The organism is uncultured Roseobacter sp. (assembly GCF_947499265.1).
Classification (GTDB): Bacteria; Pseudomonadota; Alphaproteobacteria; order Rhodobacterales; family Rhodobacteraceae; genus Roseobacter.
This window is the reverse complement of the sequence record NZ_CANMNK010000010.1, coordinates 43,784-66,497: the sequence shown is the minus strand read 5'-3', so window position 1 is coordinate 66,497 and position 22,714 is coordinate 43,784. Positions and strand designations below refer to the sequence as shown.

22 protein-coding genes are annotated in these 22,714 nt (G+C 59.7%); 10 read left to right on the top strand and 12 right to left on the bottom strand.

The features are described 5' to 3' along the window. Window positions 1-100: 100 nt before the first annotated feature. Window positions 101-2,677: an HAD-IC family P-type ATPase gene (locus Q1A63_RS22745; protein ID WP_298975377.1), complete on the top strand. Its 2,577-nt coding sequence runs from the start codon at window positions 101-103 to the stop codon at window positions 2,675-2,677. Here the strand turns inward: Q1A63_RS22745 and Q1A63_RS22740 are convergent. The 3 genes from Q1A63_RS22740 to Q1A63_RS22730 all read right to left on the bottom strand — a co-directional run bounded on the left by Q1A63_RS22740 (window position 2,665) and on the right by Q1A63_RS22730 (window position 4,698). Beyond that, window positions 2,665-3,702, bottom strand: coding sequence for a hypothetical protein (locus Q1A63_RS22740; protein WP_298975376.1), 1,038 nt, complete (start codon window positions 3,700-3,702; stop codon window positions 2,665-2,667). The genes Q1A63_RS22745 and Q1A63_RS22740 overlap by 13 nt on opposite strands. A gap of 74 nt (window positions 3,703-3,776) precedes the next feature. Further along, a complete protein-coding gene (locus Q1A63_RS22735; protein WP_298975375.1) occupies window positions 3,777-4,223 on the bottom strand; it encodes a universal stress protein in 447 nt (148 codons plus the stop codon). Between the two features lie 37 nt (window positions 4,224-4,260). Then, the gene (locus Q1A63_RS22730; protein WP_299632515.1) at window positions 4,261-4,698 is read right to left on the bottom strand and encodes a host attachment protein; all 438 of its coding nucleotides are present in this window, start codon (window positions 4,696-4,698) and stop codon (window positions 4,261-4,263) included. Window positions 4,699-4,827: 129 nt separating this feature from the next. Here Q1A63_RS22730 and Q1A63_RS22725 point away from each other — a divergent pair, with 129 nt between their 5' ends. Then, complete coding sequence (locus Q1A63_RS22725) at window positions 4,828-6,381, top strand: PAS domain S-box protein (protein WP_298975372.1); 1,554 nt, start codon at window positions 4,828-4,830, stop codon at window positions 6,379-6,381. Here the strand turns inward: Q1A63_RS22725 and Q1A63_RS22720 are convergent. After that, the gene (locus Q1A63_RS22720; RefSeq protein WP_298975370.1) at window positions 6,348-7,121 is read right to left on the bottom strand and encodes a response regulator transcription factor; all 774 of its coding nucleotides are present in this window, start codon (window positions 7,119-7,121) and stop codon (window positions 6,348-6,350) included. The two genes, Q1A63_RS22725 and Q1A63_RS22720, sit on opposite strands and share 34 nt — an antisense overlap. A gap of 172 nt (window positions 7,122-7,293) precedes the next feature. On the opposite strand from Q1A63_RS22720, the gene Q1A63_RS22715 reads away from it, so the two are divergent. The 3 genes from Q1A63_RS22715 to Q1A63_RS22705 all read left to right on the top strand — a co-directional run bounded on the left by Q1A63_RS22715 (window position 7,294) and on the right by Q1A63_RS22705 (window position 9,512). Further along, on the top strand, window positions 7,294-7,968 hold the full coding sequence (locus Q1A63_RS22715; RefSeq protein ID WP_298975368.1) for a helix-turn-helix domain-containing protein: 675 nt from the start codon (window positions 7,294-7,296) through the stop codon (window positions 7,966-7,968). 162 nt (window positions 7,969-8,130) lie between these two features. Next, window positions 8,131-8,616 (top strand): Hsp20/alpha crystallin family protein, encoded by a 486-nt coding sequence (locus Q1A63_RS22710; protein ID WP_298975367.1) that lies wholly within the window; start codon window positions 8,131-8,133, stop codon window positions 8,614-8,616. Between the two features lie 47 nt (window positions 8,617-8,663). Next, a complete protein-coding gene (locus Q1A63_RS22705; RefSeq protein ID WP_299632514.1) occupies window positions 8,664-9,512 on the top strand; it encodes a universal stress protein in 849 nt (282 codons plus the stop codon). Here Q1A63_RS22705 and Q1A63_RS22700 read toward each other — a convergent pair. Then, the gene (locus Q1A63_RS22700) at window positions 9,502-10,212 is read right to left on the bottom strand and encodes an endonuclease/exonuclease/phosphatase family protein (RefSeq protein ID WP_298975365.1); all 711 of its coding nucleotides are present in this window, start codon (window positions 10,210-10,212) and stop codon (window positions 9,502-9,504) included. The genes Q1A63_RS22705 and Q1A63_RS22700 overlap by 11 nt on opposite strands. A gap of 53 nt (window positions 10,213-10,265) precedes the next feature. On the opposite strand from Q1A63_RS22700, the gene Q1A63_RS22695 reads away from it, so the two are divergent. The 5 genes from Q1A63_RS22695 (at window position 10,266) to arcC (ending at window position 15,636) form a co-directional block, all read left to right on the top strand. Next, window positions 10,266-10,922 (top strand): hypothetical protein, encoded by a 657-nt coding sequence (locus tag Q1A63_RS22695; protein ID WP_299632513.1) that lies wholly within the window; start codon window positions 10,266-10,268, stop codon window positions 10,920-10,922. Window positions 10,923-11,022: 100 nt separating this feature from the next. Beyond that, window positions 11,023-12,465: a YfcC family protein gene (locus tag Q1A63_RS22690; protein WP_298975363.1), complete on the top strand. Its 1,443-nt coding sequence runs from the start codon at window positions 11,023-11,025 to the stop codon at window positions 12,463-12,465. Then, window positions 12,462-13,685, top strand: coding sequence for an arginine deiminase (locus tag Q1A63_RS22685; RefSeq protein ID WP_298975361.1), 1,224 nt, complete (start codon window positions 12,462-12,464; stop codon window positions 13,683-13,685). The genes Q1A63_RS22690 and Q1A63_RS22685 overlap by 4 nt, the downstream gene beginning before the upstream one ends. Before the next feature lie 4 nt (window positions 13,686-13,689). Continuing rightward, window positions 13,690-14,691: an ornithine carbamoyltransferase gene (gene argF / locus Q1A63_RS22680; protein ID WP_298975359.1), complete on the top strand. Its 1,002-nt coding sequence runs from the start codon at window positions 13,690-13,692 to the stop codon at window positions 14,689-14,691. Beyond that, window positions 14,692-15,636, top strand: a complete 945-nt coding sequence (gene arcC, locus Q1A63_RS22675; RefSeq protein ID WP_298975358.1) for a carbamate kinase — start codon at window positions 14,692-14,694, stop codon at window positions 15,634-15,636. Window positions 15,637-15,650: 14 nt separating this feature from the next. Here arcC and Q1A63_RS22670 read toward each other — a convergent pair whose 3' ends face one another. From Q1A63_RS22670 to Q1A63_RS22640, 7 genes are all read right to left on the bottom strand, one after another. Beyond that, window positions 15,651-15,950 carry a chaperone modulator CbpM gene (locus tag Q1A63_RS22670; RefSeq protein WP_298975356.1) on the bottom strand — a complete coding sequence of 100 codons (300 nt, stop codon included), beginning with the start codon at window positions 15,948-15,950 and terminating at the stop codon, window positions 15,651-15,653. Between the two features lie 316 nt (window positions 15,951-16,266). Next, a complete protein-coding gene (gene idi / locus Q1A63_RS22665) occupies window positions 16,267-16,806 on the bottom strand; it encodes an isopentenyl-diphosphate Delta-isomerase (RefSeq protein WP_298975354.1) in 540 nt (179 codons plus the stop codon). Further along, window positions 16,803-17,981 (bottom strand): geranylgeranyl diphosphate reductase, encoded by a 1,179-nt coding sequence (locus tag Q1A63_RS22660; protein WP_298975353.1) that lies wholly within the window; start codon window positions 17,979-17,981, stop codon window positions 16,803-16,805. Before Q1A63_RS22660 ends, idi begins: the two co-directional genes overlap by 4 nt. A gap of 3 nt (window positions 17,982-17,984) precedes the next feature. Beyond that, window positions 17,985-19,274, bottom strand: a complete 1,290-nt coding sequence (locus tag Q1A63_RS22655) for a BCD family MFS transporter (protein WP_299632512.1) — start codon at window positions 19,272-19,274, stop codon at window positions 17,985-17,987. Continuing rightward, window positions 19,271-20,179: a chlorophyll synthase ChlG gene (chlG, locus tag Q1A63_RS22650; protein WP_299410093.1), complete on the bottom strand. Its 909-nt coding sequence runs from the start codon at window positions 20,177-20,179 to the stop codon at window positions 19,271-19,273. Before chlG ends, Q1A63_RS22655 begins: the two co-directional genes overlap by 4 nt. A 63-nt stretch (window positions 20,180-20,242) precedes the next feature. Then, window positions 20,243-21,601 carry a transcriptional regulator PpsR gene (gene ppsR, locus Q1A63_RS22645; RefSeq protein ID WP_298975349.1) on the bottom strand — a complete coding sequence of 453 codons (1,359 nt, stop codon included), beginning with the start codon at window positions 21,599-21,601 and terminating at the stop codon, window positions 20,243-20,245. Window positions 21,602-21,660: 59 nt separating this feature from the next. Continuing rightward, window positions 21,661-22,440 (bottom strand): B12-binding domain-containing protein, encoded by a 780-nt coding sequence (locus Q1A63_RS22640; protein WP_299632511.1) that lies wholly within the window; start codon window positions 22,438-22,440, stop codon window positions 21,661-21,663. Window positions 22,441-22,714 lie beyond the last annotated feature (274 nt).

Sequence of the window (22,714 nt, the reverse complement as noted above, 5' to 3'; positions counted from 1 at the left end):
AAGTATAGGCTGAATTTCTCCAACTCTCTTTGACATTGCTCAATATCGAACCGCGCCGGGGCGGGATACCAGAGCCAGTGTTTTCTGCTGGAGGTTCGTTTTGTCTGACATCACCCAAGCAGCCGGGCTGACCCAGGATCAGGTCCTGGCAGCGCGCCAAATCTCCGGATGGAACGAATTGCCCGCCGCGGCAAGCATCGGCCCCTTCCGGGTCTTCTTGCGGCAGTTTTCCAGTTTCCTCGTGGTCATTTTGATCGTCGCGGCGGCAGTGGCGCTCGCCTTGGGAGAAAGAATTGACGCCGCAACCATTGGCCTCGTTGTCCTGCTCAACGCGATCCTGGGGTTTGTGCAGGAATGGAAGGCGGAAACCGCCCTGACCTCCCTGCGCAAGCTGCTGTCCCCACAGGCCATGGTCGTGCGGGACGGTCAGGAACAACTGATCCCGGCACGAGAGATCGTGCCCGGCGACATCCTTGTTCTGTCCCCCGGGGCGCGCGTGGCCGCAGATGCCGCGCTAATCCGTATTTCTGACCTGACGGTCGATGAAAGCATTCTGACCGGTGAATCGATGCCGGTGACAAAGTCACTGGCGGAGGAGGCTAGCATCGTTTTTGCAGGCACATCCGTAACCGCCGGCCGTGCTGAAGCGCGTGTGACCACGACAGGTGCCGGCACCGAATTCGGGCGCATTGCGCACCTGACGGGCTCGGTGGGGACCAAAACCACCAATCTCCAGAACAAGCTGGGCCATCTGGCGCGCCAGCTGGGCCTTGCCGCTCTTCTGGTGGCTGCCGCCGTGGCCGGGCTTGGCATCGCGCTTGGCCGCGAACTGGTCGAAATGGTCATGACGGGGCTGTCGCTGTCGGTGGCAATGGTCCCCGAGGGCCTGCCTGCCGTTGTCACCATCACGCTCGCTCTGGGCGCCACCGCCATGGTGCGCCAGAACGCCCTGGCGCGACGGTTGCAGGCGGTGGAAACGCTGGGCGCGGCCTCGGTCATCTGTACCGACAAGACCGGCACCTTGACGGAAAACAAGATGACGGCCACGCAGATCTGGACCATCGACCGGACCTATGATGTCACCGGCACAGGCTACGATCCCGCGGGTCATATCGAAACAGGGGGCGAAAGGCTGCGCGCGACGGACGATCCCGTTTTGGGCATGCTCCTGCAGACCGGGCTCACCTGCAGCCACGCCCGTCTCAATCAAACCGGGACCACCTGGACGATGGTTGGGGAGCCCACCGAGGGTGCGCTGATCACACTGGCCTATAAGGGCTGGTGTGCGCTGCCCCACGAGCGTGGCGTGATCGCTGAAATTCCGTTCAGCAGTGCGCGCAAACGCATGAGCGTGCTCTACCAATCGCCCACAGGTACGGCGGTGCTGACCAAAGGCGCGCCAGAACAGATACTGGAAATCTGCAGCGACATCATCACTCACGATGGTGCGCGCGCCATGCAAGAAGCGGATCAGGACGCCATCACGCAGGCCTATGCCGATATGGCCAGTCGCGGGCTGCGCGTCATCGCCCTCGCGCGCCGCGATGCACCCGATCAGCAACTGACCGAAAGCAACCTGACCTTCCTGGGTCTGGTCGGTCTGATCGACCCGCCCCGCGCGGAAGTCCGGGACGCGATTGCCGCGGCAAAGTCGGCGGGAATTCACATCACCATGATCACCGGGGACAGCCCGATTACAGCCAGCGCCATTGCGGATCAGCTGTCGCTCAAGGTCACGCAACACCTCACTGGTGCGGAACTGGATGCGCTTGATGACAAGGTCCTGCGCGACATTTTGCGCGGCGATGTGCTTTTTGCCCGCACCAAGCCGGAGCAGAAGATGCGGATCGTCGCGGCGCTCCAGTCCGAACAGCAGATCGTTGCCATGACCGGTGACGGGGTCAATGATGCCCCTGCCCTCAAGCAAGCCGATATCGGTGTCTCGATGGGGATCAGGGGCACCGACGTGGCCCGCGATGCCTCTGATCTTGTGCTGCTGGATGACAATTTCGCCACCATCGTGCGCGCCATCGGCGAAGGTCGGCGACAGTTTTCCAACGTCCAGAAGTTCGTCCGATACCTGTTGTCATCCAACGCCGGTGAGGTCATCGCCCTGGTGGTCAACATCGCCATTGGCGGCCCCCTGGTCTTTCTTGCAACGCAAATCCTGTGGATGAACCTGGTCACGGACGGCGTCACCGCAGTGGCGCTGGGTCTTGAGAAAGCCGAACCCGATCAGATGCAGCAGCCACCGCGGGACAAGCACACCGCGATCCTTGGTTTGAGCGGCGTGGCCACCATCATCCTGCTTGGGCTTTATACCGGTCTGTCCAGTTTGTGGATATTCTTTCACCTGCTGGATCAGGGGGTGGAACTGGCCCGCACCACGGCCTTCACCGCGATGGTTGTTTTCGAGAAAATCAGTGTCTTTGCCTTCCGGTCCATACGTCTGAGCTGTTGGCGCATCGGCTGGTTCAGCAATCCATTTCTCTTGGCCGCCCTGGCACTGACCCTTGGCGCGCAGATCGTAGCGGTCTACTGGCCACCCCTGCAGGTCCTATTGCGCACGGTCCCCATCGGCGCGGCGGAATGGCAGTGGATCGCCATTTTTGCCCTGCCGATACTGGTTGTCCCCGAAGCGCTGAAACTATTGTTCGCGCGGGGTCAGCGCACATAATAATAGGCGGCCATACTGGCTAGAAATGTGAGCAGAACGAGGATTGAATCAAGGCCGACGAACCCCAGTTTCGGCTTGCGGCGCACGATCAGTCCAATGAGGTAGATCGCGGTAACGGCGATGCCGAAGGACAACGCCAGACTGACCATCGGTGGTGTCCCCTGCAGGATCGGACCCGCGCGGAACAGAATGTCGGCGGGGAAAACCAGTACCAGCATGATCAGATTGCTGCCGAAGATATTTGAAATCGCCATGGTATAGGCCCCGATCCGCACCGCCGTGATGCTGGTGGTCAGCTCTGGCAATGAGGTGGCCGCCGCCAAAAGTGTGACGCCCACAAACCCGGTGCCCAACCCCGATTGATCCGCAATGCGCTGTGCAAAGACGACGATCAGTAGGCCAAACAGCAAAATCGCGGCGCAAGCGGCGAGGGATTGCCAAATCAAGGAAGCATTCCCGGACTCCGCCAGACCGGAAGGCGCTGGAAAGGGCAATGGGTCGGGATCCGGTAAATCCACCGGCACCCAATCGCTGCTGGCGTCATAGCGGCGCAACAGCCAGATCGCCGCAACATAAAGCAATGCGATCAGACAGCTGCCCAACCCGACGCCCCACAGCACGAAGGTCTCGCCCAGATTGACGATGATCAGGGCCACGGAGAGCAAGAACACCAATAAGGTGGCCTCCAAAGCGTGATTGGCTTTGCGTGGATAATTGGTGATGGCCCCGCGCGCCCAGAAATCCGACATGGCCAGAATGGCGGTCTGTAGTGCGATGCCGCCGAAGAGGTTGTTCAGCACCAGATCTCTGGACTGCTGTATGGCCGCACTCAACGTCGTCGCCACCTCCGGCAAAGACGTGGCCAGTGACAGCACCAACAACCCCATCAACGATTTGGCCATTTTGAAGCGGTCCGCCAGATCATCGACCAGATAGGCAAGGCGCGCCCCTGAGAACCAGACAATGGCGGCGCAAAAGGCAAAACAGAAAATACTCTGGGTCAGGGTGGTGGCCGGGATGTGCATACTTGGTGCCTAAATCCGGAAGGTGAACTGGCAGGAACAATGGGTATTAGGTGGCGGTGCGCGGGGGTCCGATCTCAGGCCACTGACAAGCAGGCACATTTCGCCAGGCGATTGATTTTCTGCGTGGTACTGCCAAGGATCAGGCTGGAAATACCGCTTAACCCGCGCCTGCCGGTGACGATCAGATCGGCACCAATCTCATCCGCGTGCAGCAGGATTTCGGTTGCTGCGTCGCCGTGTGGCATGTGTGTCTGAACAGATTTGCACCCGATATCCGACGCAATTTTCAAACCCTCATCCAGTATCTGCTGCCCTGCCTTTTCAATCTCTGCAAAATTCGGATGCGACACCGCCGCGTGATACCCCGCAACCTCGCCGACGATGAAGGCTGCGGATTCAGCATGCGGCACGTGGATCAATGTCACATTGCCCGCATAGTGCTTTGCCAGATCACAGGCAATTTGCGCCGCCTTTTTGGCTTTCTCCGAACCGTCGAGACCGACGATGATTTGTCTGAACATTCAGTCACTTCCTTTCGCGGAATTTGCCGGGGCGGCGTTAGACAACGATGATCTCCCCAAGATGCGTTTCGACGACATCCAGGGGCAGTGCTGACAGGTCCTTGGCAATCTCACCGATCACTCTGGCGCGAACCCGATGATCGAGACTGCTGCGCATCAACCCCATCATCCGAGGCCCGGCAACAATGACCAGCCGGTCGAACTTCTTGGCCGTGAACGCTTTTGACAGCTTTTCAGATACGGTTTGTGCGAACCTCTTGTCAGCGTGAATTTGCGGATCGCTTTGTTCCACCGCCGAGATACCCGGCCCCGCGCTGCTGTGCCCGACACCCGCCCTATCGCGCGGCACCGTCGCCGGCTCAGCCAGCCAATTCATGCCGTTCAGATCCACCAGCCCTTTGCCGGGGCCGCGGTTTTCAAGCGCACGCGCAGCCCGTGCGTTGGCCAGAACAACCCATGTCACCACTGGCTTCATCACTGTCTCCCAAACACCTCTCACAGCACTTTTTTGCAGATCGAAGGCAGAGATCTTTGACGAATATCAATTGAGGCTTGCGCCGATCGATAACCATTTGGCAGGCTCGCGTTTGGGAAATGAGTGATTATGGACAGCAAAGCTCAAGACAGCGCCCTTTTACACGCCATCCTGGAGGCGGCGGTTGATGCCATGATCATCTCGGATGACGCCGGTATCATCGTGCGGGTCAATCCAGCGGCGTGTCGGCTTTTCCAGTATGAGGCCTCCGAACTCATTGGCCAAAGCGTCAACATCCTGATGCCACAGGCGCTCGCCTCACTGCACGACGATTTCATGGCGCATTATCTGGACACCGGCGAAAAGCGCATCATCGGTGTCGGGCGGGATGTCGAGGGTCAGCGCAAGGATAAATCGGTCTTCCCGCTGCACATCTCGGTTGGGTCAGCGGAGGTTGAGGGCAAGCAGAGGTTCATCGGCATTCTGCACGATCTGACCTATCGCTCGGCCACCCAGGATGCCCTGGCCAGATCCCAGCGGTTGGATGCCATCGGCCAGATGACCGGCGGCATCGCCCATGATTTCAACAATCTGCTGACGGTCGTTATTGGCAACCTGGAATTGCTGGAAATGCGCGGGGCAAACGACCGGCAGGCCTCGCTGATCCGGGACGCACTGGAGTCGGCGCAACTGGGGGCGGATCTGACCGAACGGTTAATGATTTTTGCACGGCGCAGCAACCTCAAACCGATCAAGGCGGACCTGCGGGAGCTTTGCGAAGATACGCTGTCGATCCTGAAACGGACGCTCGGAGCCACCTACCGCATCAAAACCGACTTTGCCAAGGAACTGAACGCCGTGATGATCGACCCGGTGCAGCTCCAATCCGCGCTGATGAACCTGGCCTTGAACGCTCGGGACGCCATGGGAGCAAAGGGCGAATTGCTGGTGTCAGTTGCCAACGTCACCATCGATGACACCTATATGGCGCAGGAAACCGACATCCAACACGGCAACTACGTCAGGCTGTCGGTGAGCGATGATGGGGCGGGCATGACCGTCGAGGCGCAAAAAAGAGCGTTTGAACCCTTTTTCACGACCAAGGCTGCCAGCGGCGGCACCGGGCTTGGGCTGGCCATGGTCTACGGGTTTGTCCGGCAATCCGGAGGCCATATCACGCTTTATAGCGAGCTTGGCCATGGCACCAGTTTCGGCCTCTATTTCCCGGCGCTTTCCAACACCAAGACCGAAAAAGATGGGCAGGAGGCGGCGGAACGAGACGACGCGCTATCCCCGCGCGGCCGCGGCGAGACCGTATTGGTCGTCGAAGACAATCCGAAAGTGCGCAAATTGTCGGTGGAGCGCATTCGCGATCTGGGGTTTGAAACAGCCGAAGCCAGCAATGGCGATGAAGCCTACCGGATGCTGAAAAACGGGATGCGCGCGGATGTTCTGTTCTCGGATCTGGTCATGCCAGGCACATTGAACGGATACGATCTTGCCGCCAAAGTGAATGCGGAATTCCCCAAGCTCAAGGTATTGCTGACCTCAGGCTATGCCAGCGATGTGGTCACAGACGCCATGGCGCACGGGCGGATTTATGACATCCTGCATAAGCCCTATCGTCAGACCGATTTGGCGATCAGGCTTCAAGCGCTTTTGGCCGGCGGATCGGATGGCTGAACGGTCTGCACGTCGCAGGCAAATGTATAGCCCACGCCGCGGACGGTTTTGATCAGTTTGGGATCGGAAGGGTCACGTTCGATCTTCTTGCGCAGACGGGCGACCTGATTGTCGATTGTGCGGTCCAACGGGCTCCACTCCGCACCGCCGGTCAGATCCATCAACTGGTCCCGCGACAGCACCCGCTTGGGACGGTGCAAAAACACCGACAAGAGTTTGAAATCGCCGCTGGTCAAACGACAATCCAGACCCTTTCGGTCGAGCACTTCAAGGCGGTCTGGAAAGGCCGTCATGCCATCAAACCGAAAGTGCGCGCCACCCTCCGCGTCCTGGGCCCCGGGCGCATGCGCGTCCTGACGTGCCGTTGATTTATCCCCTGCCCGGCGCAAAACACTTCTGATCCGCGCAATCACTTCGCGGACGTGAAACGGCTTGGTGATGTAGTCATCTGCCCCGACTTCAAGACCGACGACGCGGTCTATCACGTCGCCCTTGCCGGTCAGCATGATGATCGAAATATCCGAGATGCGCCGAATTTCCTTGGCCAGTTCGAGACCATTCTCAGAGCCCAGATGAATGTCAAGCGTGATCAGATCGATTCGCGTCGATTTGATCGTCTCCAGCACATCCACGGCGGAATCCGCCTCAAGCACAGAATACCCTTCGTCTTCCATCACGTTGCGCAAAAGAGTTCTGATTTTGGTGTCGTCTTCAACGACGAGGATTGTTTGATCTGTCATTACAGGCGTCTCCGGCTCCGGTCGAGCCGCCCTCTATTCACAACAATTTCATGCGCATGTTCAATGCCAGATCGTGCTTCATACAAAATGATACAAAACCGTGCAGACACAGAGTAAGTTAAATTACACAGCCTGTCCAAGTTGCCCGCTCAGTCATTAGGGGCATAGACGGATGTACGTGACGATTCCAACTCAACCATCCGCAAATGCCGACGTCACCCCGCTCCGAAATGCCCATACAATTCCCGCTGAGGCGCGCCTGAAAGCCGGTTCATACCTCTATTTCGAGGGCGACAGCGTGGTGTGGCTCTATCAGGTCATTACCGGCGTCCTGCGTCTCACACGGATGCTGGAAGACGGTCGCCGTCAGGTCATTTCGTTCGGGTACCCCGGCGATATCGTTGGATTTCCCTCCGATGGTCTGCATCACACCGATTGCGACGTGCTGGTCACCGCGCGCCTGCAGCCATACCGCCGATCCAACCTGGAATGCGGTGATGGCGATCCGGAGTTGCATCAGAAACTGCTGCAGGCCGCATTGCGCGAAATCAGCGCCATGCAAGACCACTTCATGATGCTGGGGCGCAAATCAGCGATTGAAAAGGTTGCCTCTTTCATATGTGTTCTGTCGGACCGTGTTGGCCGGGACTGCGGTGCATACCGACATGTCGAGCTGCCCATGAGTCGCACCGACATTGCCGATTTCCTGGGTCTGACAACGGAGACGGTCAGCCGCACATTCACCCAGTTGCGCAAAAGCAAGATCATCGCAATCGACAACATCCACACGGTCATCATCTTGCGACCCACCGCATTGCTCGCGTTGTCGCTTGGAGATCGCGAGTAGCGGACCCACCTTTGAAATAGGAGAACCGCGCGCATGAGGCTGGACGCATCATGGGTCGAGGATTCGCTGGCTGATTGATCGGTATCAATGCCGCCCAGACAACGGTTTGCTAGGACATCGACGACACAAATCCGTGTCGGGTTTTCAGAAAGGAGACTTGTGATGTCACGCCAATTCCTGCCCGAGCTGCGCTCTGACGCGGACGGGTCCTCCCTCTTTCCTTCTTTCCAAAAGGAAGTGAACCGCCTGTTTGACCAGTTTCGCACGGGCTTCCCGATGCCGGACACCGGGGCGCAGGCGACATTCGCGGCATCGGTTTTCCCCGCCATCGATGTGGTGGAAAAGGAGGACGCGGTTGAAATCAGCGCCGAAATCCCGGGCGTCAAGGAGGAAGACCTTGATGCATCCATCACCGGCGATGTGCTGACGCTCAAGGGTGAAAAAAGCGCGGACCACGAAGTGACCGAAGACAATTATCACCTCATCGAGCGCCGATATGGCAGTTTCCGCCGTCAGATCCCGCTCGGGTTTTCGCCCGAAAACGGCGCGGTAGAGGCGAAATTCACGGATGGCATTCTGAAATTGCGCATCGCAAAACCAGCAGCGGCCAAGGCTGATTTCCACAAAATCGATATCAAGAAGACCTGAAACTGGCAGGGGCGTCCCCCGACGCCCCTGCCCTAAGGAACCAAAGGATGAATACAATGGGCCTCAAGACACTTCTCGTTTGCCTGACAACAACCGCCCACGCGGAAACGCTGATGAAACTGGCCGTTCCCCTGGCGCGCAAGCACGACGCGCATTTGATCGGGCTACACACTGTCGAGGCTTTGGTGGTCTATCCCGGGATCGCAATTCACATTCCTGAACCTGCCTTTGCCGCCTTCAACGAAAGTCAGAAAAAGGAAGCCGAAGCGATCAAGGCAATTTTCGCCCAGCACACCGAAAACGAAGATTTTCAAAGCGAATTCCGTCTGGTGCGGGCCGAAGCCGTCTCCGCCAATGAGCGCATGGTCGAAAGCGCCCGTGCTGCTGATCTGGTGATCATGGCGCATGAAGACGACGAAGCTGACAGATACGACCAGCGCAAGGCACAAACTCAGGTCATTCGCGAGAGCGGCCGTCCAGTCATTGTAGTCCCGCTTGGCTACGACGGCCCGGCCATCGGCGCGAACCTGCTGCTGGGTTGGAGCGATACGCGCGAAGCCGCCCGTGCGGCGCATGATCTGCTGGCGGTTGCGGATGAAGGCGCGCCCCTGACCGTGTTACGTGTCGGAGATGTGTCGCAAGATCCCATGGCGGATGCGGATGGGATCGATGTGGCAGAGATGTTCTCACGACATGGGCTGAAACCAACGCTGGAGCACCGCGAGACAGGGGGCGAAGGCATTGCAGCCGTGCTCAACCAGGTGGCGTTTGAGAAAGGGGCCGACCTGATCGTCACCGGCGCGTTTGGTCACTCGAAGGCCTATGATTTCGTGATCGGGGCGACGACCTACGCGCTGCTGCGCTATTCGCGATTGCCGGTGATGTTCAGCAAGTAGCCGCGGCGGACGGGACTGCGATATCAGACCAAATGGGCAGATGATCGGATGCCCGTCTGGCCAGATCACCTTGCTCTACCCCGGCATCACGCAGCTCTATCCCTTTGCTGAGCGCTATGCGGTCAAGCGCCGCCAGGGGCCTGCGCGCGTGAAATGTTCGACCCGGCGCGTAGGTGTCAAATCTTCCCTGCAATGGCTCCAGCCCCCGGCGATGTGACCACTCATTGAAATCCCCGGCGATCACGGTATGCGCGCTATCTCTTGATGCGTCACACAGCGTGCCCAGCTGGGCGCGACGGTCTCGGCGGCGCAGCCCTAGATGCGCGGCAATCATGCTGACGCCGGAACCGACATCCAGATCCACGCGGACGGCCCCGCGCGGCTCCAACCCGGGAAAGGACAACCGCGCGACATTCAACACCTTTGTGGCATCGCGCACCAGAACCGCATTGCCGTGCCAGCCCAGGCTGACGCCGTTGGTGCTGGCCTCTGCGATGGTGAAATCCGTTTCCGCCGCGATCAGCGCCCGGGGGATGGCCGGTTTGCGCATGCCCATCCGCCGGTCCGCTTCCTGCAGCACGACGATATCGGCATCCAGCTGGTTGATCACTCTGAGGGTTCTCTCCGGGCACCGCTTCTGGTCGAGGCCACGCGCCTTGCGAATATTGTAGCTGGCGATGCGTATTACGGTTTCCGTCATCGTGCATATATAGGGATCGGGGAACGGATTTTTAACGTCGGGGACGCAGGGTCATGATACGAGACCGGAAAAATTTCACGCCAGTCATGCTGACCATCTGGGCCATGTTGCTGCTCGCAGTCTTTGTCGCCCTTGGCCTTGCGCGGTGGTCATTGGCCTTTGTCACCCTGGCAACACTGGCGCTGTCGCTGGTGCCACCGACGCTCGCCTCCCGGTGGTCGTTGACCCTGCCGGTGCCCTTCCTGCTCGCGACAACCGTCTTTTTCTTTGCCTCTATCTTCCTTGGGGAGGCGTTTGACTTCTACGAACGGCTATGGTGGTGGGACCTGGCCTTGCACGCCTTCTCCGCCATTGGGTTTGGCCTGACCGGGTTCCTTTTTGTTTTCATGCTGTTTGAAGGCGACCGGTTTGCAGCCCCGCCCTCGGCCATTGCATTCGTGACCTTTTGCGTTGCCATGATGATCGGCGCGGTCTGGGAAATCTTCGAGTATCTGATGGACCAGACCTTCGGCCTGAACATGCAGAAATCCGGGCTGGATGACACCATGGGCGATCTGATGATCAACGCCGTGGGCAGCGCCATTGCCAGCATCACCGGCTATCTCTACCTGCTGCGCAAACCCACCGGCTTGCTGGGCCGCAGCCTTGGGCAATTCATCGACCTTAACAAACGCCTCTATCGAAAATCCCGGGACCGCATGAAAAAATGATCTGAAACCGCGTGCGGGATTGATCAATCTCAATCGCTTCGCGCGGGTCTGACCCATCCTCCTCACAGGTTGAAATGGCAACCGTCGAGAGGATTTTCATGTGACCCTGACCTCGCAGAGCGCTTCAACCGAACACCCGTCCATCGGCTGGTTTCCTACCGCCTATACGATCCTTTTTGCCCTGATCGGGGTCATGGCGGTGCTGACCTGGATTGTACCTGCGGGCGAATATGAGCGTGCCGCCAACGCGCTTTTGGGAAAAGACGTGCCGGTGCCGGGCACCTATCAGTTGGTCGAAGCCGCACCGCAAAACCTCATCAGCGTGGTGATGGCCCCCATCGCCGGCTTTTATGACCCCGCGACCTATGAGGCCAATGCCATCGATGTCTCGCTCTTTGTCTTGATCGTTGGCGGGTTTCTGGGCGTGGTCACGGCGACCGGTGCCATCGATACCGGCATTTCCCTGGCCATGCGCAGGCTCGCAGGGCGCGAAAAATGGATGATCCCGATTATGATGGCGCTGTTTGCAGCGGGCGGTACGACCTATGGCATGGCCGAGGAAACGCTGGCCTTTTACCTGTTGCTGATTCCGATCATGATCGCGGCCGGATATGACGCGCTGACCGGTGTGGCGGTGATCATGCTGGGCGCCGGTGTGGGTGTGATCGGCTCCACGATCAACCCGTTTTCAACCGCAATCGCCTCTGATGCGGCGGGCGTTGCCTTCACCGAAGGCATCCTGCTGCGCTTTGCCATTCTCGGCCTGTCCTGGCTGGCTGCGGTCGCATTTGTGATGCGCTATGCCGAACGCGTCCGGCGCGACCCGTCACAATCACTTGTTGCAGACATGAAAGCCGCGAATGAGGCGCATTTCCTGCAGCGCCGGGATGCCACCGCACCGGACAAGCTGACCGGGGTTCAGATCATTGTCCTTGTGCTCTTTGTGGCCACCTTCGCAACCATGGTCTGGGGCGTCGCTTCGCAAGGATGGTGGATGGCGGAGATGTCGGCCCTGTTTCTGGGCGCGGCCATCGTGACCGGCACAGTGGCCTGGATGGGCGAAAAATCCGTGGTGAACGCCTTCATCGACGGCGCGCGCGATCTTCTGGGCGTGGCCCTGATCATCGGCCTCGCGCGCGGCATCGTGATCATCATGCATCAGGGCCATATCACGGATACGTTTCTGCATACCTTTGAGGGCTGGATTTCGGGCATGTCCGAGGTCACTTTCATCACCGCCCTCTTTGGCATCGAAGCTCTGATGAGCTTTCTGGTGCCCTCGACCTCCGGCCTCGCCGTGCTCACGATGCCGATCCTGGCCCCGCTGTCGGATTTCGCCGGGGTCAGCCGTGACCTTGCCGTCACCGCCTTTCAGACGGCCATCGGGATCACGAACCTTGTGGCCCCCACCTATGCGGTTGTTGTTGGCGGGCTGGCCATCGGGCGGGTGCCCTACAACAAGTGGCTGCGGTTCATCTGGCCGCTTCTGATCATCCTGTCGCTCATTTCAACCGGACTGCTCAGCGCGGCAGTGCTGCTGTGATTGTCCCCCTTGGTGTCCACTCGGAGGTTGGAAAATTGCGCACCGTAATGGTGTCACGGCCCGGTCTTGCGCATGAAAGGCTCACGCCCAGCAATTGCGACGCGCTGCTCTTTGACGATGTGTTCTGGGTCGAAGAAGCGCGCAAAGACCACTTTACCCTCTGCGACAAGATGCGGGATCGTGACATCGAGGTGCTCGACCAGCACGATCTGCTCACCGATATTCTGAGCGACCCCGAAGCGCGCCGCTGGCTGCTGGATCGCAAGATCACCGAGGATCACATTGGCGTCGGCATGTTGGATGATCTGCGTGCCTGGCTGGACGAGATGCCCGCGCTTGGGCTGACGCGGTTCCTGACTGGCGGCATTGCTGTGCATGAGCTGCCATTTGAGCCCACAAGCATGTTTGGCAGGTTTCTGGGGCCGGATGGTTTTGTGCTGCCGCCCCTGCCCAACCTCATCTTCACCCGCGACACCAGCAGCTGGATCTATGACGGCGTCACGCTGAATCCGATGCACTGGCCCGCGCGCCAGCAGGAAACCCTCATTGCCGCGGCCATCTACAGGTTCCATCCCCGTTTTGCCGGCAAGACAAACATCTGGTGGGGCAATCCCGATCAGGACTACGGGCCCGCCACCCTTGAAGGCGGCGACGTCATGCCCATCGGCAACAAATGCGTGCTGATCGGCATGGGGGAACGCACCACCCCACAGGCGGTCGGCCAGCTGGCGGTGTCACTTTTCAAACACGAGGTGGCAGAGCAGGTCATCGCCTGCCAGATGCCCGCATCCCGGGCTGCCATGCACCTTGATACGGTTTTCTCCTTCTGTGACCGCGATCTGGTGACGAGTTTCACCCGGGTAGCCGACAAGATCAGGTGCTATGCCCTCTACCCCGACGACAAACGCGGGCTGCGCGTCAAGGAAGACCCCGGCAACATCTTCGACATGGTCGAAGAGGCACTGGGGCTCAAATCGCTGCGTACCATTGCCACCGGCGGTGATCGCTTTGAACAGGAACGGGAACAGTGGGACGACGGCAACAACGTCGTCGCCTTGGAGCCCGGTGTCGTGCTGGCCTATGACCGCAACGTGCATACCAACACCCTCCTGCGCAAGGCGGGCGTCGAGGTTATCACCATTCGGGGTGCAGAACTGGGCCGGGGGCGCGGCGGTGGCCATTGCATGACCTGCCCCATCGCCCGTGATCCTGTGGAGTAGACCTATGGCATATAACCTCAAAAACCGTTCGTTCCTGAGCCTGCGGGATTTCAGCGGCACGGAAATCCGGTTTCTGCTGAAGCTTGCCGCCGACCTGAAAGCCGCAAAATACGCCGGAACCGAACAGCAGATACTGAAGGGGCGCGAGATCGCGCTGATCTTCGAGAAAAACTCGACCCGCACCCGCGTCGGCTTCGAAGTGGCCGCCCATGATCAGGGGGCCCATGTCACCTATCTGGGCCCCACCGGCAGCCACATCGGCAAGAAGGAAAGCATCAAGGACACCGCGCGGGTTCTGGGGCGGATGTATGACGCCATCGAATACCGCGGTTTTGGTCAGGTCATTGTCGAAACGCTGGCGGCATGGTCCGGCGTGCCGGTCTATAATGGTCTGACGGATGAATTCCACCCGACACAGATCCTGGCGGATGTGCTGACCATGACCGAGCAGGTCGACAAACCGCTCGGCCAGATTGCGTTCTGTTTTCTGGGGGACGCTGGCAACAACATGGGCGACAGCCTGCTGATCGGAGCCGCGAAACTGGGGATGGACGTGCGGTTGTGCGGACCGAAATCGCTCTGGCCAGACAAAGCCATCGTCACTCTGGCACTGGCGGAGGCCAAGAGCACCGGCGCGCGCATTTTGCTGACCGAAGACGTGCAGCAGGGTGTCAGCGAATGCGATGTTCTATATACCGACGTCTGGGTTTCCATGGGGGAGCCGGAAAGCGCCTGGGCCAACAGGATCAAGCTGTTGATGCCCTATCAGGTGACCCCGGACGTCATGGCGATGACTGGCAACCCCCAGACAAAATTCATGCATTGTCTGCCGGCGTTTCATAATTGTGACACGGAGATCGGTGCACATATTCGCGAGGTCTTCGGTCTGGACGCGATGGAAGTGACCGAGGACGTGTTTGAAAGTGCCGCGTCCATCGTTTTTGATCAGGCCGAAAACCGCATGCACACGATAAAGGCGGTTCTCGTCGCAACTTTGGGGTCCTGAATGCGTATTGTTGTTGCTTTGGGCGGAAACGCCCTTTCCATCCGCGGCGAAACACTGACCGGCGACAGCCAGCGCGCCAGCATCCGCGTCGCCGCCAAAGCGCTGGCACAGCTCCTGGAGGCCGGGCATGAGGTGGTGATCACCCACGGGAACGGCCCGCAGGTCGGCTATCTGGCCTTGCAGGGCGCGGCCTTTCCGCTCGATGTGCTCGGGGCCGAAACGGATGGCATGATCGGCTATGTCCTGCAGCAGGAGTTGGACAATGCCTATAGGCCGGAGGCCAAATACGCGACCTTGCTCACCCAGATCGAGGTTGATCCGGACGATCCCGCCTTTCAGACCCCGACCAAGTTTATCGGCGCCATCTACACCGAAGAGGAAGCGACCCAGCTTGGCGCCGAGCGGGGCTGGACCATTGGTCAGGACGGGCCCCACTTTCGCCGCACCGTGCCCTCGCCGCGTCCCAAACGTATTCTGGAAATCGACGTGATCCGGATCTTGCTGGATCAGGGCGTGGTGATCATCTGCGCGGGCGGTGGCGGCATTCCGGTGGTTCAGAAGAATGATGGGACGATGATCGGCGTGGAGGCGGTGATCGACAAGGATCACGCCAGTGGGCTTCTGGCCCGCGATCTGGAGGCGGATGCATTTCTGATGCTGACGGATGTGAAAGGTGTCTTTACCGGTTGGGGCACGCCGGAGCAGGCCCTCATCACCCATGCAACCCCGGACCAAATGGCGGCATTCTCATTTCCGAACGGGTCGATGGGGCCAAAGGTCGATGCGGCCTGCGAATTCGCCCGGGCAACCGGTGGGTTTGCGGCCATTGGCAATCTGGCGGATACCATGCAACTGATCGACGGGACCACCGGCACCCGGGTCAGTCTTGCAGAAGACGCCGAGACAAGCGCACCCGATCAATCAGCGGCGTATCAGCGGGCCTGAAACCAGCTTATCGATCAAAGCACATTGCTGCGTGCAAGCTCCCGCAGGATCTTCGCCCGTTCTTCGAGCAAATCCAGAACCATCGCCACACCGGCGGTGTTGATCCCGTGGTCGCGGTTCAACCGCCGCGCCTTTTTCGCACGCACGATGCTGACGGAGCAGAATTGCCAGTTTTCAACCGAGGACCCCTGGGGGGCCAGAACACCGTGTTCCACCAGATCAACCACCCAGGCTTCATCCGCCCGGCAAAACCGGCATAGATCCGCGAGGGAAAGGGTATCGACAAAGTCGTTGCGCAGGGTTGCCTTTTTCATCGCGCTATCCTCCGAGATCATCGCCAAGGGCAAAGGATATCTCGCTTGCCCTGTTCAGAGGCGGCACGTCTGGGCAGGCGCCGTATCCCCAACCCTGTCGCCGCTCAAGGCGCAGTTTGGCGGCACTCTCGGGTGCATCTGGGTCTGTCAGAAATCTACCAGCGCGCATATCGCCCGCAGCGCCATTGTCTGTCTTGAAGTCCATCGAGTCTTTTTCCGTGTTTTCACTGGCCGGAAAAATAATCAAAATCGATGGGGTATTATTGATTCATGTCAGTCGGCCACGCGCCGTCACAAATCCCACGATATGTTCGTCTCAGGACGCGGATGCCAGAGCCAAATCGCCAAAAATCGTCTGCCCATGATCCCGCAGGTAAATGCGCAGCCACGGCGTGAACCGTTCCGGGGTCTCGTCCACCTGACGCTTGAGATCGGCAAAGCGCACCCACTCCACGGCCATGACCTCATCCGGATTGCACGTAACTGACAGATCGGCATCCGCTTGTGCTACGTAAACATCGACGACTTCGTGCTCGGTCAATCCACCGCCGACATCCGCGCGATATTCCAGGTGGTGGCGGTGCTCGGGCTGTACGCCGGTCACGCCGATCTCTTCGTTCAAGCGGCGCACGGCGCAGTCCAGCGGCGTTTCGTCCCACTCGGGATGCGTACAGCAGGTATTCGTCCACAGCCCGGGCGTATGATATTTACACATCGCACGCTGCTGCATCAGCACCGCGTCGCCATCGAGCACAAAGACCGACACCGCTTTGTGGCGCAGCCCCTTCAGGTGCGCCTCAAGCTTTTCCACCGGTGTCAATGTGCCGTCTACCCAGGCCGGGATCATGATCGTCATACGCGCGTCGGTGCCACAAGTCCGGTCAGATGCGCAAGGTTCTTGATGCCGATTTTCAGGTGCGCCATGGGCCGTGCCTTGACCAGCTTCTTGTTCATATAGGCCTCAAAGGTCAGCCGCTGCACGTCAATGTCATGGCAAAGGGACACAAACCGCTCGCGCCGTTCGTCACTGCGGTAATAGGCGTTCTGCATCGAGCCCAGCACGCGGAATACCGTTTTATGCTCCTTCATGAAGAGGCTGCGCGCCAGCCGCAGGTCCTTCACCCGGCCCGAGGCCAGTGTTGCGGCACAGGCGGTGGCGGCCACGCGGCCCCCCACCATCGCATAATAAATCCCTTCGCCAGATGACGGGGCGACAACGCCGGCGGCATCCCCGGCCAGCACGACATCCTTGCCGTTGTCCCAGCGGTCGAGGGGTTTCAGCGGAATGGGGGCCCCTTCCCGGCGCAGGGTCTCGCAATCGGTCAAACCGGCGCTGTCACGCAGTGCGGCAGTGGCCTGCTTGAGATCGACAGAAGAAATCTCAGTACCCATGCCGACACTCGCGCTGTCGCCGTGCGGGAAAATCCAGCCGTAAAAATCGGGCGAAATCTCCCCATCATAAATCACGTCACAGCGCATGGGGTCATAGACATCGGATTTCGGCGGCGCCTTGATGATCTCATGATAGGCCAGCACATAGGGGATTGTGTCGCCGCCGGGCACTTCCGCGCGCCCCACTTTGGAGCGCGCGCCATCCGCACCGATCACCAGCTTGCAGGCCAGGGCATGCTCGGATCCGTCCACCTTGTCGCGGTAAATCACCGATGGTCCCTGCGCATCCCGCTCGATCCGCACGAAGGTGCCCGTGATATAATCCGCACCAGCCGCCGCCGCCCGGGACCGCAGGAAGGGGTCAAAATCCTTGCGGTCCACCATGCCGACAAAGCCGTTTTCAATCGGAATATCCACATGGCGCCCAGTGGGCGAAATCATCCGCGCGGTGTTCACCTTGGCCAGCAGTTGATCCTCGGTGATGTGAAAATCCTGCATCAGGCGGGGTGGGATTGCGCCGCCACAGGGTTTGATCCGCCCTTCCCGGTCCAGCAGCGCCACCTTGTGGCCCGACTGTACCAGATCCAGCGCTGCCGTGGCGCCCGAGGGGCCGCCGCCTACGATCACTACGTCATACATGGCTCATTCTCCCGGAACCAAAGACCCGTTCGGCACGGCGGGGCGTTCCATCACCCGCAGTGCCATATATGCAGCCGCCACAAAGAGCGCTGCTTCGATCAGAAATACCGTGCCGAAGGCTGTGGCGTCCGTGCCCGTGACCGCCGCCCGCATCACGTCAACCAATGCGGCCCCCAGCAACCCGCCAAACCCGGCGGCCAGCGCTTGTGCAGCACCCCAAAGGCCCATGCGGGTCCCCTCGCGCGCCTCGCGGCCCTGCCCGGCCAGAGCCATCATCGATCCGATGGCGGCAACGGCAAAGACGCCGTTGAAAAATCCAAGGCCCACAACGGCGGGCATCAGCGGCGCGCCCACGCCGATCTGACCCATCAGAGTCAACCCGACCAGCATCGCGGCCGACCCGATGCAGCCGCCGATCACCCAAGCGCGCAGGCTGCCCAGTTTGAAACCGGTGCACATGATGCCAACCAGCACCATGCCCAGAAAGACACCCCCGTTTTGCGCGCCCGAAAGCGAGGTGGATTGACCCGGCGTGAAGCCGAAGACCAGACCCGCATAGGGTTCCAGGATCAGCTCCTGCATGAAATAGGCAGTCATCGACAGAAAAACGAACAGGGTGAAATTGCGCGCCTTGCGTTCGGCCCAGACCTCGGCCAGCCCCTCGCGGAAGGGCATCGGTGTGGCAACCGGTGCCGCCTCCACCCGCGCTTCAATGCCCCAGACCGCCAGACAGGTCAGCAGGAAGGCACCCCCCGTCACCACGGCCACGATCTTCAAAAGCAAGCTCACCGAATAGGGGTCAAGCAGCGCGCCGATCACGCCCGCCGTGACAGCGATGCCCGCGATCATCATCAGCCAGGTGATGGTTGCCGCAGCTGCCCGGCGCGCGGGCGCCGTCGCCGTTGCAAGCAGCGCCAGAAGCGATGTGCCCGACGCGCCGACCCCCAGACCAATGAGAGCATAAGCGACGACCGAGAGCAGCAAACCAAAGGCGAACTGCGCCTCCATCACCGCGACACCATAGGCCGCCAGCATCGCCCCAAGGGCCAGCGCCGCCATGCCACGGATGATCCAGCGGGTACGATTGCCGCCCGTGTCGGAGAGAAACCCCCAGTTCGGGCGGGTGATCTGGATGCCGTAATGCAGCGCCACCAGAAGGCCGGGCAGCACCGCGGGCAAAGCCAGTTCCACCACCATCAGGCGGTTCAAGGTCGAGGTGGTCAGCACCACAATCGCCCCGAGGCACATCTGCACCAGTCCCAACCTGACAATCGCGATCCAGCTGAGCCTCATAGTGCACCCCCAAGGCTGCGCACGGCAAATGCCGTGATCATCATGCCGCTGACATATAGCAAGACGCCGGTACCGTTGTACCAGGGTGCCTTGGCCTTGGGATCCTTGAACATCACGGTCATGGCCCAGAACTGCGCGCAAAGCACAGCGGCAACACCCAAAGCGTGCAGCGGCTTGTCCCAGAAGAGCAACAGCGCCACGACAATGACTTGTGGCACCGCCATGACGGTGCAGGCCACCTTGGCCGCGCGCTCGGGGCCAAGCGTCACTGGCAGGGATTGCACGCCGGTTTGCCGGTCACCTTCGAGGGCCTTGAAATCATTCAGCGTCATGATCCCATGCGCGCCAATGCCATAGAGCAGTGCCACTGTGATCACGTAAATCGATGGCGCGCCCGCGCTCAATACGGCGGCACCAGTAAACCAAGGCAGGCTTTCATAGCTCAGACCAACGAGCCCCGGCCCCCAGATGCCCGACCGTTTGAGCCGCACCGGCTCCGCGGAATAGGCCCAGGCCGCCAGCACGCCCACGACGGTGGCGCCAAAACCCCAAGGGCCCAATTGCCAGCCGACAAAAAGGGACAGAACGGACATCGCCAAAGCGATCCATAAGCCCCATTTGCCGGGAATGCGCCCGGAGGGGATTGGACGGTCAGGTTCATTGATGGCGTCCACGTGCCGGTCGCACCAGTCATTGGCCGCCTGGCTCATGCCGCAAACAATCGGGCCCGCAAGGATAACGCCCAGAATGACGACGCCCCAGTGCCCGGCGGGCGCGACACCTGACGAAATCACGCCACAGATATAGGCCCACATCGGCGGGAACCACGTGATGGGTTTGATGAGTCGCAGCGCGGCTGCTGGTTCAGGATAACGGCGCGACTGTATGACCTGAGTGACAGACATGTGTAAACTATGGCTGACACTTTGAGTCGGCGCAAGAGGGACCGAAAGGCTGCGCAGACAGATTTAGCCGTTTTTGCTGAGCAACCCGTATTTGCGGAGTTTCACATAGAGGCTTTGCCGAGACAGCCCCAACATCTCGGCCGCCGCCACCCGGTTGTTGCCGGTCAGTTCGACTGCGGTTTCGATGCACATTTTCTCAACCACATCCGTGGTTTCGGCCACGATATCCTTGAGCGAGGCCGACCCGACAAGATCCATCACATTGCGCGCGGATTCAGGGGCCATGGGACTGGGAACGCTGGACTGCGGACGGGCGGCTTCGACGCGGCTGACATCGCGGATCACACAGCCGATCACAACGTCATTGGCCTCTTCCAGATGGGTCGCTGAAATCTCGACCGTCAGACGCGCGCCCAGATCATTGATCAACTTGGTCGCGTAGATCCGCATCTGCCCGCCCTTTTTCGGGTGATCTGTCAAAACGCTCAGGTCAATCTGACCGCGCCCGAGAAAATCGGCAAAACTGCGCCCCACCACATCAGACAGATGGGCAGCACCAATGACATCCAGGAAGCTTTCATTCACCGAGGTGATGACGCCCTTGCCGGTCATGAAGATCATTGCATCACTGCCCGTGCGGAACAGATCCAGCGCCTGGGCCGCCGCGACATCGGGCGACTTCTCTGTCCCCTCGTCGCTGGCAATACGGCAAAGCAGAACGCGCTGACCGCCCGCGCGGAACACCACCGGCTTGACAACAAGCGTCTGGCGGCCCCGGCTGGCCTTCAAGGTCACGCGCCCGCCCTCTTCGGACAGGGTCGCGTTCATCAGGCTCTCGGTCAGTTCCACGTTGGAGCGATCCGCGAAGTGCTGTGCAAAACTGCTGCCCTTCAACGACTCCAGTTTGACGCCAAGTAGATGTGCAGCCGCTTCATTGGCATCATCTACCCGACCCGACCGGACCGAGACAAAAACGGTGGCCTCATCGGAATTGGCCAGCAGCACGCGAAATCGCGCATCGAATTCCCGCCGCGCTTCATAGCCCTGCTCCAGCGCAATCTGCGCCTGCACCAATTGTTGCTGCGTCTCCGCGATGGGTCGCAGATCGCGGCCCAGCAACAGCGCGGCATTTTCCTGCCCGAAGCGGTGGAACGTATAGCGCACGGGATATTGCCAGACAGCATTGTCGCTGTGGTTCAGCTCCAACGGTTTGCGCGGCACCTCGCCCGCCATATAGGCTTCGTGAGCGGTTTCGAATTTCGGTACACATTCACGCGTCAGAAAGTCGACGACCGGGCGCCCTTCCCAATGCTTGAGATTGCCGAAAGAGTCGCTCTGAGCGTTCAGAACAACGGAAAGGATGATACCCTCGGCGGAAACGACAAGCGCGATGTCCGAGGCAGCCCCGATGATGCTGCTCAAGAACTCCGGCTCTATCAAGGGAACAGCGCCGCTGCTCCAGAACGTATTTCCGTCGGTTGTCATAATCGGGAGAGCGCATGCGCGCGTTTTGAACAGAACGCAACAGCGTCCTTCGCAGTACCAGTCACTATGTCAACGCCCGTACGTTCCTTCAAATCGTCGGCATCCAACATCACCGCGCCGCCCAAAGCGATCATCGGCCCCATTGGCACCTGCCGGATTACTTGCACCGTCTCCTTGATGGTTTCAAGGGTCTCGCGGCGCGAACAGGAGATCAACACCATATCGGGCTGCTCTTCGATCACCCGCGCGCTGAGCGCGTCCAGGCATTCATCAAAGGAAACCGACACCTCGCAGCCCATGCGGCGCAGTTGGGCCGCCACAACGCTCACCCCCAGAAAATGCTGCTCCCCGCGCGGCAGAACCACAATGGCGCGCAGGCGTGCATCATTGGTGACAAGCTCCAGCCGTGACTGCGCGGAGGCTTCCTCCAAAAACGCCTGCAACCGCAAGGCCCCAACTGTGACATCGGCAAAGGTAATGTCATCATCGACCCAGCTTTGACCCAGGCAGCAGGCCGCGCGCGGAATATAAAGGTCTATGACGGCATCAACGCTCAGACGATGGCCGCGCAACTCTTCAAACAGCTGCGCCGGATCACAGTCACCGGGGGTCAGAATGGCGCGGACCAGATGATCCAGCACGAATTGGCGGACCCCATCGCTGCAGACAACCTGACGTTCGCGCAACGCCGAGATGACGCGGGTCGCAAAAACGCCCACTTCATTTGGCCGGCTCTGTTGCAGGCCTCGCGTGTCTGACTGGTCATCTTGCGACATAGTACCACCTGAGCGAACAGTATAATTTGGATTTGAAAGAGCAAAAGCCCAATTGAAGTCGCTATTGGCATCAAATCTCTGCCCTGAACACCATAATGTCAAATCAAATTGACATTTTCACCTTGGATTTGGACCATAAATATAGGGTAAATCCAGCTATTTCGTTAAGATTTAAAGGCCTATACGCATATTTGTGCCGAAAGACCGTCTGAGCAATGTGTAAATCAGACGCGTCACATGTGTAAGTTATAGTTGACACTTTTCCGACAAAAAA